Source organism: Bacillus sp. FJAT-29814, from assembly GCF_001510715.1.
Taxonomy (GTDB): domain Bacteria; phylum Bacillota; class Bacilli; order Bacillales; family Cytobacillaceae; genus Neobacillus.
In genome coordinates this window covers 705,549-721,597 of record NZ_LMTJ01000001.1, presented here as the reverse complement: position 1 = coordinate 721,597, position 16,049 = coordinate 705,549, and the positions used below count along the sequence as shown (strand labels likewise).

14 protein-coding genes and 1 riboswitch are annotated in these 16,049 nt (G+C 42.7%); of the genes, 5 read left to right on the top strand and 9 right to left on the bottom strand.

Features of this window, described 5'->3' with window-relative positions:
* Window positions 1-142: 142 nt before the first annotated feature.
* On the top strand, window positions 143-910 hold the full coding sequence (locus tag AR334_RS03355; protein WP_066305237.1) for an ABC transporter ATP-binding protein: 768 nt from the start codon (window positions 143-145) through the stop codon (window positions 908-910).
* The gene (locus AR334_RS03350; RefSeq protein WP_066304896.1) at window positions 897-2,822 is read left to right on the top strand and encodes an FtsX-like permease family protein; all 1,926 of its coding nucleotides are present in this window, start codon (window positions 897-899) and stop codon (window positions 2,820-2,822) included. The genes AR334_RS03355 and AR334_RS03350 overlap by 14 nt, the downstream gene beginning before the upstream one ends.
* Before the next feature lie 15 nt (window positions 2,823-2,837).
* On the opposite strand, the gene AR334_RS03345 is transcribed toward AR334_RS03350, so the two are convergent.
* From AR334_RS03345 to AR334_RS03320, 6 genes are all read right to left on the bottom strand, one after another.
* Window positions 2,838-3,815: a HAMP domain-containing sensor histidine kinase gene (locus tag AR334_RS03345; RefSeq protein WP_066304893.1), complete on the bottom strand. Its 978-nt coding sequence runs from the start codon at window positions 3,813-3,815 to the stop codon at window positions 2,838-2,840.
* Window positions 3,812-4,486: a response regulator transcription factor gene (locus tag AR334_RS03340; RefSeq protein ID WP_066304891.1), complete on the bottom strand. Its 675-nt coding sequence runs from the start codon at window positions 4,484-4,486 to the stop codon at window positions 3,812-3,814. The genes AR334_RS03345 and AR334_RS03340 overlap by 4 nt, the downstream gene beginning before the upstream one ends.
* Before the next feature lie 125 nt (window positions 4,487-4,611).
* Entirely contained in the window at window positions 4,612-6,252 is a 1,641-nt protein-coding gene (locus tag AR334_RS03335) for an ABC transporter permease (protein WP_066304889.1), read from the bottom strand.
* A complete protein-coding gene (locus tag AR334_RS03330) occupies window positions 6,245-7,006 on the bottom strand; it encodes a phosphonate ABC transporter ATP-binding protein (RefSeq protein WP_066304887.1) in 762 nt (253 codons plus the stop codon). The genes AR334_RS03335 and AR334_RS03330 overlap by 8 nt, the downstream gene beginning before the upstream one ends.
* Before the next feature lie 15 nt (window positions 7,007-7,021).
* Window positions 7,022-7,921 (bottom strand): putative selenate ABC transporter substrate-binding protein, encoded by a 900-nt coding sequence (locus AR334_RS03325; RefSeq protein ID WP_066304886.1) that lies wholly within the window; start codon window positions 7,919-7,921, stop codon window positions 7,022-7,024.
* Window positions 7,922-8,127: 206 nt separating this feature from the next.
* Window positions 8,128-9,681: an ABC-F family ATP-binding cassette domain-containing protein gene (locus AR334_RS03320; protein ID WP_066304884.1), complete on the bottom strand. Its 1,554-nt coding sequence runs from the start codon at window positions 9,679-9,681 to the stop codon at window positions 8,128-8,130.
* A 259-nt stretch (window positions 9,682-9,940) separates the two neighbouring features.
* Between AR334_RS03320 and AR334_RS28670 the strand changes: the two genes are divergently transcribed.
* A complete protein-coding gene (locus tag AR334_RS28670; RefSeq protein ID WP_082692762.1) occupies window positions 9,941-10,108 on the top strand; it encodes a spore germination protein in 168 nt (55 codons plus the stop codon).
* Window positions 10,109-10,183: 75 nt separating this feature from the next.
* Here AR334_RS28670 and AR334_RS03315 read toward each other — a convergent pair whose 3' ends face one another.
* Both AR334_RS03315 and AR334_RS03310 read right to left on the bottom strand, forming a co-directional pair.
* Window positions 10,184-11,488 (bottom strand): nucleobase:cation symporter-2 family protein, encoded by a 1,305-nt coding sequence (locus AR334_RS03315; RefSeq protein ID WP_066304881.1) that lies wholly within the window; start codon window positions 11,486-11,488, stop codon window positions 10,184-10,186.
* Window positions 11,488-12,081 carry a xanthine phosphoribosyltransferase gene (locus AR334_RS03310; RefSeq protein WP_066304878.1) on the bottom strand — a complete coding sequence of 198 codons (594 nt, stop codon included), beginning with the start codon at window positions 12,079-12,081 and terminating at the stop codon, window positions 11,488-11,490. The genes AR334_RS03315 and AR334_RS03310 overlap by 1 nt, the downstream gene beginning before the upstream one ends.
* 126 nt (window positions 12,082-12,207) lie before the next feature.
* Window positions 12,208-12,309: riboswitch (purine riboswitch) on the bottom strand.
* A gap of 336 nt (window positions 12,310-12,645) precedes the next feature.
* Here AR334_RS03310 and AR334_RS03305 point away from each other — a divergent pair.
* The gene (locus AR334_RS03305) at window positions 12,646-13,836 is read left to right on the top strand and encodes a glycine C-acetyltransferase (RefSeq protein ID WP_066304876.1); all 1,191 of its coding nucleotides are present in this window, start codon (window positions 12,646-12,648) and stop codon (window positions 13,834-13,836) included.
* Between the two features lie 12 nt (window positions 13,837-13,848).
* Window positions 13,849-14,811 carry an L-threonine 3-dehydrogenase gene (locus AR334_RS03300; RefSeq protein WP_066304875.1) on the top strand — a complete coding sequence of 321 codons (963 nt, stop codon included), beginning with the start codon at window positions 13,849-13,851 and terminating at the stop codon, window positions 14,809-14,811.
* 29 nt (window positions 14,812-14,840) lie between these two features.
* Here AR334_RS03300 and selD read toward each other — a convergent pair whose 3' ends face one another.
* The gene (selD, locus tag AR334_RS03295) at window positions 14,841-15,893 is read right to left on the bottom strand and encodes a selenide, water dikinase SelD (protein WP_082692761.1); all 1,053 of its coding nucleotides are present in this window, start codon (window positions 15,891-15,893) and stop codon (window positions 14,841-14,843) included.
* Window positions 15,894-16,049 lie beyond the last annotated feature (156 nt).

Here is a 16,049-nt window from a genome sequence, read left to right as displayed (position 1 = left end):
CAACCTACAAACTCATGAATCTATGGGCAACCTTGCAAAAATGTAAGGTTAAACGTTAAAAACGTAAGGATTCATTATGGAAAAGCATCCTCTAGTTTTCTATGATAAAACTAAGCAAGAAATGGAAATGGGGATGAAACAAATGGAAATGATTTTAGAGGCAAAATCAGTCAGTAAAGTATTCGGCGGAAAACGAAATCAATTTAAGGCACTTCATGATATCGACCTAAATATAGCGAAAGGGGAATTCGTCGGAGTGATGGGGCCATCCGGTGCCGGGAAATCGACATTGCTTAATGTGTTGTCCACAATCGAAAGCCCGTCAGCAGGAAAGATTCAGTTTGACGGGACCGATCTTACCAAAATGAAAGAGAAACAGTTGACCGAGTTCAGACGGGATAAGATGGGGTTTATTTTTCAAGATTATAATCTTTTGGATACCTTAACGGTTGGGGAAAATATTATGTTGCCACTTGCGTTCACAAACATGGCAGCAGAGCAAATCAAACAAAGAGTTACGGAATTAGCCAGGCAGTTTGGAATTGAAGCGATGCTTGAAAAATATCCATATGAAATATCGGGTGGGCAGCAGCAACGGACAGCCGTATGCCGGGCGCTTGCCAGCAATCCAAGACTCCTGTTTGCGGATGAGCCAACCGGGGCCCTGGATTCAAAATCGGCGTTCCAGCTCTTGGAAACCTTATCGAAACTTAATCAGGAGCGGCAGGCGACGATTTTGATGGTAACCCATGACCCCTATGCGGCGAGTTTCTGTTCTCGGGTCATATTCATTAAAGATGGCAGCCTGTATACAGAAATTCGCAGAGGCGAGCAGACAAGGAAACAGCTGTTCCAGCAAATTCTTCATATCCTTTCGACGATTGGGGGCGGACAGTATGACGTTATATAGTTTGGCAAGGAAAAATATTGTCAAAAACATCCGCCAATACATGCTTTACCTGTATTCCATGGTCATTAGCGTTGCGATTTATTTTACCTTTGTTTCACTTCAGTATAATCAGCAATTGCATGATAATACCGTTACACTTGGAAAAATCGAATCAGCCTTTTTTGCGGGATCTGTCATTCTTATTGTTTTTGCGGCGATCTTCATCTGGTATTCCAATTCCTTTTTTACGAGAACTCGAAAAAAGGAAGTTGGTTTATACGCCTTGTTTGGAATGAACAAGAAAAAGATTGGCACCCTGCTATTTTACGAAAATATCATCATTGGAGCCATCGCCTTGATGATTGGAATTGGTCTTGGAATCCTGTTTTCGAAGCTGTTTATGATGGTTATTTTTAAAATAATGGGCTTTTCGCTTGAAGTCAGCTTTAACCTTTCAAGCATGGCTTTCTTGCAGACAATCGTTGTATTCGCGATGATTATTCTGGTCACATCGATACACAGCTATAGGCTAATTTACCGCTTTTCCTTGTCGGAGCTGTTTAAAGCCGAAAGAAAAGGCGAGAGGCTGGCGAAAGGCTCGCCGATCATCGGCATCTTGGCGGTGCTCTTTATCGGGGCTGCTTATATATTGTTTCTAAATCCTGATGGTTTCGAAATTATTGAAAATGACGGGCTGCGAATCTTAACGGCAACAGGCTCATTGATCATCGGTTCCTATTTATTTATGAATTCGCTTGTGACTTTCCTTTTAAAGGCAATACGAAAGGTCCCGCCGATTTTTTTAGCAGGGAAGAATCTGCTTAGCATCACGAACCTTTTATACCGATTGAAGGGTAATGTGCTGATTTTGACGGTCATTTCTTTATTGAGCACTGTCACGCTGTTTGCTTGTACCACGACGTTGGGGTTTTACTCTAATTTGGATCACATTTCCAAATTGAATAATCCATATTCTTATATGTTTAATCTAAAGAATGAGAAGGCGGAAGCGGAGATAAACAGCTTACTGAAACAAGAAGGTGGCAATGAACTTTCGTATTCCTATCAGCTCGAATATTTGACGATGAAGCCAGGTGCGACAGGAATTCCACGGGTTCCTGAATTCTTCCAGAACATGTTGATTTCGGAATCCTCTTTTCAGCAGCTCATGAAGCTTAGAGGAAAGAATGTGTCGGTTGATTTAGGAAGAGGTGAAGCGATTGCCTTTTATGATGGCAATATGGATGTGAAATCCGATCCGTTCACTGGCAAAAAGGTGAAACTGCCCAGCGGCGGGGAATTGACTATTTCCAAATATAAGTCTTATAGCATTCTTAACCAAGGAAATATGCTTTTTCCGCTTGTAGTCGACGAGGAGCTTTATAAGGAATTAAAAACAGAGATCACACCTGAAATATTGAAAATTTATAAAGTTGCTAATGAGAAAGACTTGAGCAAGCTGGATGGAGAAATAACAGAAATCGTCGATCCGCTGACCGGGCGTGATGATGGTGTGATCTATTCAAGCTTTTATGAACAATACCATTACGGGATGGAAACATATGGCCTGATGATTTTTATCGGCGGCTTTCTCGGACTTGTGTTTTTGGCTGCCACCGGGAGCATGATCTATTTTAAGCAGTTGATGGAGGCCGTCTCTGACAAAGGACGTTATCAGATCCTCAGGAAAATCGGGATTCCGGAAAAAGAGGTAAAGAAATCTGTAGCAAGACAGGTGTGGTTTGTCTTTGCCCTTCCGTTGCTGCTGGCTCTTTGCAATAGTGCCTTGATTAGCTATTGTATGGGTGAATTTATCCAAATCTCGATGCTCTTTCCGTTTACGGTTTGTTTGGCAGCTTATCTCTTGATTTATGCCAGCTACTTTATTCTGACCAACTACAGTTATTTGAGAATAATAAAACCAAGCTCATGATGCTGAGCTTGGTTTTTAAAATTGAAGTAGCTGTTCGCTCCGGTCCGGAAAATAGATCGTCGCTGTTGTTCCTTTACCTAGGGTCGACGAGAGAGAAAGACTATGTCCTAATTTATCGGCCGTTTTCTTCGCCAAATAAAGTCCCATTCCGGTTGACCGTTGGTGGGTTCTGCCGTTTCTGCCGGTAAAGCCTTGTTCAAACACGCGGGGCAGGTCCTCAGGCGGAATTCCGATACCAGTATCGCAAATCTGCAATTCTCGTGCTTCAGGGTTGACCGTAATGGTAATTTCTCCTTGATCGCCCGTATACTTCAAAGAGTTGGACAGCAGCTGGCGAATCAAATAGGTTAAACCTTTTTTATCGCTAAAAATCGTTGCCGGATTAAGGTTTAAGGTAAGTTTGATTTTTTTCGCAATAAAGCTTTTCATTTCAGTTTTAACAATCTCTTTCATTAATTTGTCCAAATCAATTTCCTGAATCAAATAATCTTTATTAAATTCATGGAGCCTGGTGAAGTAAAGCGCTTGCTCCACATATCCTTCAATTTTATTGATTTCCTCTGTTAAACTGTTTGAACTGACTTCCGTTTCGAGCAGCAGGCGGCTGACGGAAATTGGTGTTTTGATTTCATGGAACCACTGGGTCATAAATTCAAGCTGCTCTTTGGCGGTTTGGTTCTGTTCTTGGATCGCCTCTAGATAATGATCTTGCCATTTTTTAAAGGCTTGCAAATAGACTTCTTGTTCCTGGGTTAGGGCAACAGGCAGCTCTTCGAACGACTCCCAACTTTTGAGCTGATTTTTTTTGAAAAAATAACCGCCAATGAAAAAGCAGGAAAATATCGTTGTTGTAATGAAAACCAAGTAAATCAGACTGCTGGCGGAAACGGTCAGTTTTGGGTCCACACTAACTAAGATGGCAATAAAGATGAGCACAAATAGGAACGTAACCAGCTGCCATTTTTGGTCCGCGGCATAGTGTTTAAAGGTCATGGGATGATATATCCTTGTCTTTTTTTCGTTTCAATAAACTCAGGAAGACCCAGTTCCTCTAATTTCCGCCGCAAGCGGGCAATATTCACCGTCAGCGTATTATCGTCGATAAAATTCTCGCTTTCCCAGAGAGCCTGCATCAATTCATCGCGGGAAATGATCGTTTCTTTCTTTTTCAACAATAGATAAAGGATTTGAAATTCGTTTTTCGTTAAATCCATTTCTGTGTCATGATAAGAAATGGTAGCTTTGCTGATGTTGAGGATCAACCCTTTATGCTCCAAGAAATCCTGATCTTCCTGCTGATAAGTGTATGACCTCCTTAAGATTGCATTCATTTTGGCAAGCAATACCTCAAGTGAGAACGGTTTTTGGATAAAATCATCTCCGCCCATGTTCATCGCCATCACAATATCCATGTTTTGGTCGCGCGATGAAATAAAAATGATCGGCACATTAGAAAGCTGGCGAAATTTCCCGCACCAATAAAAGCCGTCATAGACTGGAAGGTTGATATCCAAAAGTACCAGATGGGGCTTAATGGCGAGAAATTGAGTTTCGAGATTTTCAAACTCAGTTGTACTGTAGGCTTCAAACTTCCATTTTGTTAGATATTCTGAAATGATAGAACTAATTTTGGCATCATCTTCAATGATCATTACTTTGTACATGAATATCACAACCAGTTTTTGTTATTTGATTCTATTATACTGATTATCAGTAGGAAGATGGGAATTTTTTGAATAATATAAACCCGGCCGCCAATCGTATCCTGGCGGCCGGGTTCCGTAAAAAGTTATTTCACCGCTTTTCGCGTGCTTTCTGATGCAAAGTCGGCAATAATAACGAGAATCATATAACAAAGAATCAATAATGTAATATCCGTATATTGAAAATAGCTCATTGCCAGCTTAAATTCCATTCCCAAACCGCCGGCGCCAACAAAACCAACGACAATCGTGGTTCTCATGATAACTTCCCAGCGATACAGAATATAGGTGAGAAATCGCGGCATCACAATGGGAAGAATGCCATAAAAGAACGTTTCAATTTTTGATGCACCAGCTGAAGCTAGATTCCGTATCGGCCGTGGATCCATGTCTTCAATCACCTCGGCCCACAACTTCCCAAGAATCCCAAAGTTATGGAGTGCCAGGGCAATCGCCCCCGGCAGCAGCCCAGGTTTAAAAATGAAGATAATCATCATCGCCCATACTAATTCCGGCACAGACCGGGAGAATATATAGATGATCCGGACGATTCCATACAGTATCCAGTTATACCACCTTCTAGTCCCCGTCAGGCTGCCGTTGGCAATGTTGCTTGCGGCCGGAAGCACGGTCAAAAACGCCGCAACCGTGGAGAACCCGATTGCCATAATGCTCATTTCCAATGTTTCATAGGTTAGCTCTAAGGCCGAAGCCCATTTAGCCGCATCCAAAAAGGCCGGATTTTGTTCATTTACACCGATGAGGCCGCCGAAGAACTTGCCGGCAAATTCAAGATTGCGTTCTGAGAACAACGAGACAAGATCTGCTTTTTCTCCAATGGTAATGAACATCCATGAACCCGCAGTCAGCAAAAGTGCCCCCAAAACATGGCTCCAACCAGAACCAAGGCCACGCTGCCGCACACGAGCATTCAAACCACGCCGAACCAAGTGACTCCAGCCATCGACAAACACAACCAATCCAATCAGGAAATAGACATATGTCCAAACTTGGTCGTATTTCAAATCCGCCAAGGCAAGCTGAATTTGATACCCTAGTCCGCCTAGCCCGACAAAGCTCATAATCGCTGACGAACGAATCGCACATTCGAAGCGGTACATCGTGTAGCTGATCAAATCTGCCCATACCAACGGCAAATATCCATAAATCAACGTTTGCAGGCGTGATGCCCCAGACGACTTTAACGCGTCAATCGGTGCTGTTGGGGCATCGTTTAACATATCGGCAAAGATTCTCCCAAGGATACCGCCATACGGTATCGCCAGCGCAAAAATGGCGGCATAGGGTGAAAAGCCCATCGCGGCTACAAACAGCCAGGCCCAAACCAGTTCATGAATTGATCTAGTAAAACCCAAAATCCCTCTGAAAAATATCTTTGAAACTAGTCTTGAAGTTCTGCTTGAGGTTAACGTGCCTGAGGCGAGAACACCGACGATAAATGCATAAATAATGGCAAGAGAAATTCCCGCAACAGCATAAGCAAGGGTAATCCAGGCAGCCTGCAGTCCTGCCGACAAAATGTCAGGGGATAAATCCGGATGAACCAAACCTTCAAAAATTTGCAGCATCGTTGGGATTCCGCCAGCATGAACCAATTCGTCGGAATTCCATTTAACCGAAAACAGACTCCACACAAACACTGCTGCCAACAGCAAACTTAACAGAAATCGTTTATGCAGTTTGATTGAAGAAGCCAGTTTATTCATGTTTCGACTGCTCCTTAAGGTGGTAGAGCTCCTCAAGCAGTTCATCTGTGACTTTTTCCGCCGGCAAATCGAAAAAGAGCTCCCCGTTTTTCAAGGCAATGATTCTTGAAAAATATTTGCGGGCATAGTCGACAGAATGGAGGCTGGCAATTAAGGTTTGCTTTTCTTCCGCAACCAGTTTTGTCAGCATCGCCAACACATCATCGGCCCTTGCCGGGTCAAGGGAGGCAACCGGTTCATCGGCCAAGATAATTTCCGGGTTTTGCACTAATAACCTTGCCATTGCCACACGCTGCTGCTCCCCGCCGGAGAGAGTGGAGGTGATTTCATTCGCTTTATCGCCCAGCCCAACCCGATCTAAAGCCTTCAAAGCCGTTTGTTTCTCCTGTGGTACAAGTAAAGAGAGTAACGATTTTACCGTACTCCATTCCACTAATTTTCCGGCGAGAACATTGTGGATGACCGCGAGGGGACCAATTAAATCAAATTGCTGGCGGATAACGCCGATTTTTTTGGCAAACGCTTTTCCTTTTTTATAGGAAGAGAGGGGGCGCTCATCAATGAATAATTCACCGCTTTCAAACGGAACAAGCCCTGCGATTGTGTTCAACAGCGTCGTTTTGCCGGCGCCGCTTGGCCCAATCAGGGCGACCATTTCGCCCTGTTTAATGGTAAAAGAAAGGGAAGATAGGGCTATCTTCCGCTCAAAATGTTTCGATATATTTTTTACGTCAATCATGCTTTTCGATGTCATGGGTGACCCCACCTACTATTTAATAATCTTCAATTCCTTTGCAACCTGTTCAATTTTTCCGTAGTTTTTATTGTTTGTTTCAATAAACTTATTTGTTTGGAACAGGTCGACGATTTCCTGCTGCTCGCCATTGAAGGAAAGGAGGACGTCTTTTACCTTGTCCTTCGTGCCCTTGCCAAACACGTCTTCAACATTACTATTGATTGTCCAGTTATAGTCATAATAATCAGGAGTTGTGTAGAAAACCTTTACTTTATTGGTATCGACTTTTCCTTCTTTCACAGCTGCTTCCCAAACGGAAATATTCAATGCACCTGCCTGGAAAGATCCTGATTCAACTAATTTATAGGTTGTGTCATGTGAGCCGGAAAAATTAGGCTTGCCATTAAAATCTTTGTTCGGATCGATACCTGCTTCAGATAAGAAGTAACGCGGCATCAAGTGACCTGATGTGGAGCTTTCGCTTCCAAAAGTAAAGGATTTGCCTTTTAAATCTTCTAAGGACTTAATGCCTGAGTCTGCTTGGGTGATAAACACCGATTGGAACTCAGCATCGCGCGGACGTTGGACGATGGATTCTGCATCAGGTACCAAATTTCGTGCTTGTACACTAGTCAATCCGCCAAACCAAGCCATATGGATTTCACCGCGCTGGAAGCCGGTAACCAAGGCTGCATAGTCAACAGACGGAACAAACTCCACTTTTAAACCTGTTTTTTCACTTATATATTTTGCAACGCCATCCATTCCTTTTTGAAGCTCGGCAGCATTTTGGTCAGGAATTGCCCCAATTTTGAAAACTTCTTCGGTTTTTGTATCTTTCTTTTCAGCTGTTTCCTTTTCTTTTTCTTGGCCGCAGGCAGCCAATGAAAATACCATTAAAGCTGTAATGATTAAAGTAAGCCATTTTTTCATCTTATAGTCTCCTTGTGTGTAAAAATAGTCAGCAACCTTTATTATAAAAAAATGCTTACCATTAATAAATTCAATTTATCTATTTATTAGTTAGAAACCTATCTATTTTACCGATGTGTTGGTTTTAATAGACCCTCAGCCAATGATTGTCATAAAAAGGGGTACCCAAGTGAATTTTTATTCATTGGGTACCCCTTAATCTTTATTTAAAACACTTTCGTAGTCCAATCCTCACAATTCCAAATATCGGTCGCAATTTCACGATAGAAATCAGGTTCGTGGGATACCATCAAGATACTTCCACGATATGCCTTTAAAGCTCGCTTCAATTCTTCTTTTGCATCCACATCTAAGTGATTGGTAGGCTCGTCTAAAATTAATACATTCGTCTCTGTGTTTAAAATTTTACACAAACGAACTTTGGCTTTTTCTCCACCAGAAAGGACTTCGACTTTACTTTCAATATGTTTCGTCGTTAATCCACATTTTGCAAGAGCAGCACGGACTTCAGCCTGATTCATACTTGGGAACGTGCTCCAAATCTCTTCAATACATGTATTGTAGTTGGCCTGTTTAACTTCCTGCTCGAAGTAACCGATGTACTGATACTCACCACGTTCCACTTTACCAGAAATCGGATCAATTAACCCCAGAATGCTTTTTAAGAGTGTAGACTTACCAATACCGTTTGCACCCACGAATGCGATTTTTTGTCCACGTTCCATTTTTAAATTCAGAGGGCGTGAAAGTGGTTCATCGTAACCAATAACAAGATCTTCAGCCGTGAAAATATAACGACTAGCTGCACGAGCTTCTTTGAAGTTAAACTCTGGTTTCGGCTTCTCTCTTCCCAATTCAATAACTTCCATTTTATCAAGCTTTTTCTGGCGAGACATCGCCATATTACGAGTCGCTACACTCGCTTTGTTACGAGCAACGAAATCCTTCAAATCAGCAATTTCTTGTTGTTGACGCTTGTAAGCAGACTCGAGCTGTTGCTTCTTCATTTCATATATTTTTAAGAAGTTATCATAGTCACCAACATAGCGATTTAACTCTTGGTTTTCCATGTGATAAATCAAGTTTACAACATTGTTCAAAAATGGAATATCATGTGAAATCAAGATAAATGCATTCTCATATTCCTGTAAATAGCGCTTCAACCATTCAATATGTTGTTCATCCAAATAGTTCGTAGGCTCGTCTAGTAATAAGATTTCAGGCTTTTCTAGCAAAAGCTTCGCTAGCAAAACTTTCGTACGTTGCCCACCGCTAAGATCATCTACATCTCGATCAAGTCCAACATCGTCTAATCCCAGGCCACGAGCTACTTCCTCCACTTTTGAATTAATTTGATAGAAATCATTACTATCTAAGGTTTCTTGCAGCTCTCCAACTTCTGCAAGTAATGCATCGATATCAGCGCCTTCATCACCCATTTTGGCATAAAGTTCATTGATTTCTGATTCAACATTAAAAAGATATTGAAAAGCAGTACTCAAAGCGTCACGCATCGTAGTACCTTTTTGAAGGACTGCATGCTGATCTAAATAACCAACACGAACTTTTCGTGACCACTCAACTTTCCCCTCGTCGGGCTGCAACTTTCCAGTCACAATATTCATGAAAGTAGACTTCCCCTCACCATTGGCACCAACTAAACCAACGTGCTCTCCTTTTAATAGTCGAAAAGACACATCATTAAAAATCGCACGATCACCGAAACCGTGACTTAAATTTTTTACGTTTAATACGCTCATTTTTTCTCGTAATCCTCACTTCGTTCAAGATTCAATCATTATTTCATCATACAAGATTTTCACAAATTCGACTAGACTTTTTGTCTGTAAATTAAATGGAAATTTTCTGCTGAAAGGCGTATATCTCGTCCAGTCTGAAGCATTGACGTTTGAAAAAGAGGACATGCACCCAAATCAAATAGTTTTTCCAAAAGTTCAATCAAGTCCTGAACCTTGTACATATTATAGTAGAAACTAATTCTTGCTTGGGGGGAGAGTTATGGCTATCAGTAAGGATGGCATCAATATTGGGACGGTTTCCGGGGGGATTGTAAATTTTGGCGGTGCGGTTTTTATCTCGCCTATCTCGATTACAAAAACTGTTAACGGTTCTGGTGCAGGGACTAGCCGCACTACTACCATAACAAAACTGGACAAAGCCCTATAACGAAGCAACCGATTTGGAAAACAATTTAATGGATATTATCGGACGGAGCACGATAAACAACTCCGTCCATTATTTTTAAGACGCTTTTAATTCTTTTGAGATTGCACTTTGCTTGATTGGCTTTATAACATTAAAAATAATGTTAAGGAAAATGGCAGTCAAACTTCCGGACACGATTCCGCTATTTGTCAGGATTTTCACACTTTCTGGAAGATGAGCGAATAAATCCGGAACGGTAGTCACGCCTAATCCAACCCCAACCGAGCAGGCAATGATGAGCAGATTCTCCTGGGATGAGAAATCAACCTTACTTAGCATTTTGATTCCGGACGCGATCACCATGCCAAACATGGCAACCATCGCCCCGCCTAGAACAGCAGTCGGAATCACGGTTGTAAGGGCAGCGATTTTTGGCACAAATCCAAGAAAAATCAATATTCCGCCCATTGTATAGATGACGCTTTTATCCTTAACGCCGGAAAACTGGACAAGCCCGACGTTTTGAGAATAAGTCGTATAAGGGAATGAATTAAAGAACGCTCCGATGACACTGGCTAAGCCTTCAGCCCGGTAGCCTTTAACCAAATCTTGTTCCGTCAATTTACGACCAGTAATATCACTTAATGCAAAATAAACACCTGATGACTCAACAAGGCTTACAATCGCAACAATGGTCATTGTAATGATTGGCGCCAATTCAAACGAAGGGGTTGCAAAGTGCAGCGGCGTGACCATATGGAACCAAGATGCGTCACCAACAGCAGAAAAGTCAACTTTGCCCATGAATGCGGCCGCCATCGTTCCGGCCATTAATCCTAGTAAAATAGAAATGGCACGCACGAACCCTTTAAAGAAACGATAAAGAATAATAATAAATAATAGCGTTCCAAATGCCAGTGCAATGTTAGAAACAGAGCCAAATTCAGGGCTGCCCTGTCCGCCGGCAACATTATTCATTGCAACGGGAATCAAGGTTGTCCCAATAATCGTTACGACCGAACCGGTTACGACGGGAGGGAAGAAGTGAATCAGTTTTCCAAAGTATTTGGCAATCAACATCACAATGATTCCAGATACAAGGATTGAACCGTAAATTGATGACATGCCATACTGATTACCTATGGCGATAATCGGACCCACGGCTGTAAATGTACAGCCAAGAACAATCGGAAGCCCAATTCCGAAATACCGGTTTTGCCACACCTGCAATAAGGTGGCAATCCCGCTGGTTAGAATATCCAATGAGACTAAATACGCCAATTGTTTGTGGTTTAAGCCTAAAGCACCGCCGATAATCAACGGGACAATGACGGCTCCAGCATACATAGCCAGAACATGTTGAATTCCAAGTGATGCTGTTTTTAATGGATGGTTCTTCATTAGACAAGTTCCTCAGCTTTCTCCGATTTAAATGTAACCTCTCCGTTAGCGAGGGACGCCACCCGGGCTAACGATTCTACTCTAACTCCATGTTCTTGAAGCAGTTTTGCTCCGTCCTGGAACGACTTTTCAATGACAATACCGAGCCCCGCGACATGGGCGCCGCTTTGCTTGACGATTTCAATTAAACCTAGCGCCGCTTGTCCGTTGGCAAGAAAGTCATCAATAACCAGGACCACATCATTTTTTTCTAAGTATTTTTCTGCGATGGACACTTCGTTTGTTTCATTTTTTGTAAACGAATGAACGGAGGCAGTTAACAGGCCGTCGTTTAAGGTAAGCGATTTTCTTTTTCTGGCAAAAACGACTGGAACATTCAGCTGAAATCCGGTCATCACCGCAGGAGCAATACCTGAAGATTCGATAGTGACAATTTTGGTAATCCCTTCATTCTGGAAGCGGCGGGCAAATTCTTGGCCAATTTCTTGCATTAAGTTGGGATCAATTTGATGATTCAAAAATGAATCCACTTTTAAAACTGATTCCGAAAGGACTTTTCCGTCCCTTTGAATTCTTTCTTCCAATAATCTCATGATGTACCCCCATTTTTTTTGTGAAATAAAAAGCCCAAAGGTCATTGCTCACAAACAAGAGTGAGGCAATGTCCTTTGGGCTTATCTTTTAAAGGAATTGGAAGAATTCCGCATTTTAATAAAGCGGAAATCACATTACCCACTCATAGTCGGATTGTTAACGGCAATCCGGTAGAAACTTGCGGGCCTTATCCCCGCGATTATACGAGTGTTGCTATGAATTTATACCCCATTATAGCACGGTCATTTGTCATTTCAAGCATTTTTTTGTAGGAAAGGCGAATGATTTTAAAAATAAAAACATTTTCGTTCGCCTTTGCAACCCCTTTCAATATTTTAATTTGTAGGTTTTCGCTATTTTTGGGGCATTCTATACAATATAAAAATATTTTTTACTTTTGTCCTTCAGGGGTGAACATTCTTGGAATAATATGATATTGTATAGTAAAGGAAATCCTTTCATGGCGCAGTTTTGAGGGGGTTCGCACTGTCCGCCTCAGGAGGACATTTGTATTTTTGTAAACGACAAAAAGCAAGTTTTGAATAGAAAAGGGGGATTTTGATATGTCCAGTCAAACGTTAGAGCAATTTTTAAATGAAAACCTTGAAGATTTAAAAGGCAAGGGTCTATATAATGTCATTGACCCGCTGGAAAGTCCAAATGGCCCGGTCATCACTATAAATGGCCGGGAATTGATCAACCTTTCTTCCAATAATTACTTAGGCTTGGCAACAGATGAGCGCTTGAAACAAGCCGCTAGAGAGGCGCTTGAGAAATATGGTGTTGGAGCAGGTGCTGTTCGAACGATCAATGGCACGATGAAACTTCACGTGGAATTAGAAGAGAAGTTGGCAGAATTTAAACATACCGAAGCCGCGATTGCTTATCAATCAGGGTTTAATTGTAATATGGCTGCGATCTCTGCGGTAATGGATAAAAACGATGCGATTTTATCCGATGAATTAAACCATGCCTCGATTATTGATGGTTGCAGATTATCCAAGGCAAAAATCATCCGTTTTAATCACTCGGACATGGAAGATTTACGTGCTAAAGCGAAGGCTGCGAAAGAGTCTGGTCAATACAATAAATTGATGGTTATTACTGACGGCGTGTTCTCTATGGATGGGGATATTGCGTTATTGCCGGAAATCGTAAAAATTGCTGAAGAATTCGACCTCATTACATATGTGGATGATGCCCATGGCTCCGGCGTGCTGGGTGAAGGTGCAGGAACCGTCAAACATTTTGGACTTTCGGATAAAATCGATTTCCAAATCGGGACACTTTCAAAAGCAATCGGAGTTGTCGGCGGCTATGTGGCCGGCAAGAAAAATCTGATCGACTGGTTGAAGGTACGGAGCCGTCCGTTCTTGTTCTCCACCTCATTGACTCCTGCCGATGTTGCGGCAAGCAAGCGGTCGATTGAAATCCTGATGGAGAGCACGGAACTTAATAAAAAACTTTGGGACAACGGAGACTATTTGAAAAAAGGCTTGAAGGAATTAGGCTTCAATATCGGCAACAGCGAAACGCCAATCACTCCTTGCATTATTGGTGAAGAAACGGTATCGCAGCAGTTCAGTAAGCGTTTGAACGAAGAGGGCGTTTACGCCAAGGCGATAGTGTTCCCAACAGTACCAAAGGGAACAGGGCGGGTCCGCAACATGCCAACTGCAGCACATACAAAGGAAATGCTTGATCAGGCAATTGCCATCTATGAAAAAGTCGGCAAGGAAATGGGTATCATTTAAGGAGGAGATACTATGAAGCGGATTATGATAACCGGCGCTTTAGGGCAGATTGGTTCAGAACTCACCTTAAAGCTTAGAGATATATACGGCTCAGACAATGTTATCGCGACTGACATTAAGAAAAACGACAGCGAGGCGGCGCTTGGCGGCCCTTTTGAAACGGTAGACGTTACCGATTTAAAAAAGATGGTGGAAACGGCTAAAAAATATAATGTGGATACGGTCATGCATTTGGCCGCGCTGTTATCTGCCACAGCCGAAGCAAAGCCGGTGTTTGCCTGGAATTTAAACATGGGCGGCCTGATGAACGCCCTTGAAACTGCACGCGAGCTAAACGCGCAATTTTTCACGCCAAGCTCAATCGGTGCCTTTGGACCGACAACGCCGAAAGACAACACGCCACAGGATACGATTATGCGCCCTACCACGATGTATGGGGTCAATAAGGTGGCCGGCGAACTGTTGGCCGATTATTATTATCATAAATTTGGTGTCGATACTAGGGGCTTGCGTTTCCCTGGGTTAGTTTCTTATGTTGCTCCTCCAGGCGGCGGCACCACCGATTACGCCGTGGAAATTTATTATGAAGCGGTTAAAAACGGCAGATACACTTCTTATATTGATAAAGGCACCTACATGGATATGATGTATATGCCGGATGCATTGAATGCGATTATCGATTTAATGGAGGCGGACCCTGGCAAATTAGCACACCGCAATTCCTTTAATGTGAGTTCAATGAGCTTTGATCCGGAGGAAATCGCGCGGAGCATCGCCAAGCAGATTCCTGGATTTAAGATCAGTTATAACGTGGACCCTGTACGCCAAAAGATTGCAGAAAGCTGGCCGAACTCAATCGATTCTAGCGCTGCAGTAGCAGAGTGGGGCTTCAAATACGAGTATGATTTAGACAAAATGACGAAGGACATGATCGAAAAACTTCGCCAGAAATTTCAATTGAGAATCCCAAGCTAAATAAAACAGCGAAGCGTCAAGCTTCGCTGTTACCTTTTTACATAAATCAATTTTTCTTTTCTTTCAGTCACCCGTCCAACAATCGCAGCCTGCGTCAATCCTCTTGAATGCAGAGCTTCAATGTAGGGACCAGCTTCAGCTTCACTTAGGGACACCAACAATCCGCCGGAAGTGATCGCATCACACAATACGAGTTGTTCCTCAGGTAAAATGTCTTCGTACTGAACGTCATCACTCAGCCATTTATGATTGGATTTAGAGCCGCCTGGTACGACGCCTTCCTTGGCCAATTCAACAGCACCATCCAAAACTGGTACTTGTCCAGCAAATATTTCGAAACTCACATCGCTGCCGCGGGCCATTTCGCTACCGTGGCCTAGTAATCCAAATCCGGTTACATCTGTCACCGAATGCGGGGAGAACGGCATCAAAGCTTCTGCAGCGTCCTTATTCAGAAGCGCCATCGTTTCGGTAACCACAGCCTCTTGTTCTGGAGTCACCACGCCTCTTTTTATCCCGGTTGTCAGAATGCCGACACCGAGCGGCTTTGTTAGAACAAGAACGTCTCCAGGCTTCGCCCCGACATTTTTCCACACCTTATCCGGATGGACAAGTCCCGTAACGGAAAGGCCGAATTTTGGTTCCTGGTCATCGACTGAATGGCCGCCAACCGTTAATGCGCCTGCTTCCTTTACTTTATCGGCTGCGCCGCGTAAAATTTCTGCCAGCATATCGGCGCCCAGCTTTTTAATCGGATAACCGACAATATTCAGTACCGTTTTCGGCTCACCGCCCATGGCATACACATCACTCAGCGAATTGGCGGCAGCAATTTGTCCAAACATATATGGATCATCGACAATCGGAGTAAAGTAATCGACCGTTTGAATTAGAGCGATCGAATCTGTTAATTTATAAACCCCGGCATCATCGCTAGTTTCGTTGCCGACGAGTAACTCCGGAACGGGGTCTTGCTTTGGTAATTGACGCAACACTTGCGCCAGGTCCTCAGGACCAATTTTGCAGCCTCAACCAGCTTTTGTTGACATGGCGGTCAGCCGAATTTTCTCTTGCTCACTCATCAATTTACACCTCCATTTTCTTAGTATACATTTTTCTACAATAAACCGCACTAATGGAAGCAGAACATTTGCGGAATAATAGGCGGTAGGCTACACTGTTTGTACTATTATAATATTGTAAACTCCAGGGGGTACATAATGAAGGACTTTCATGTA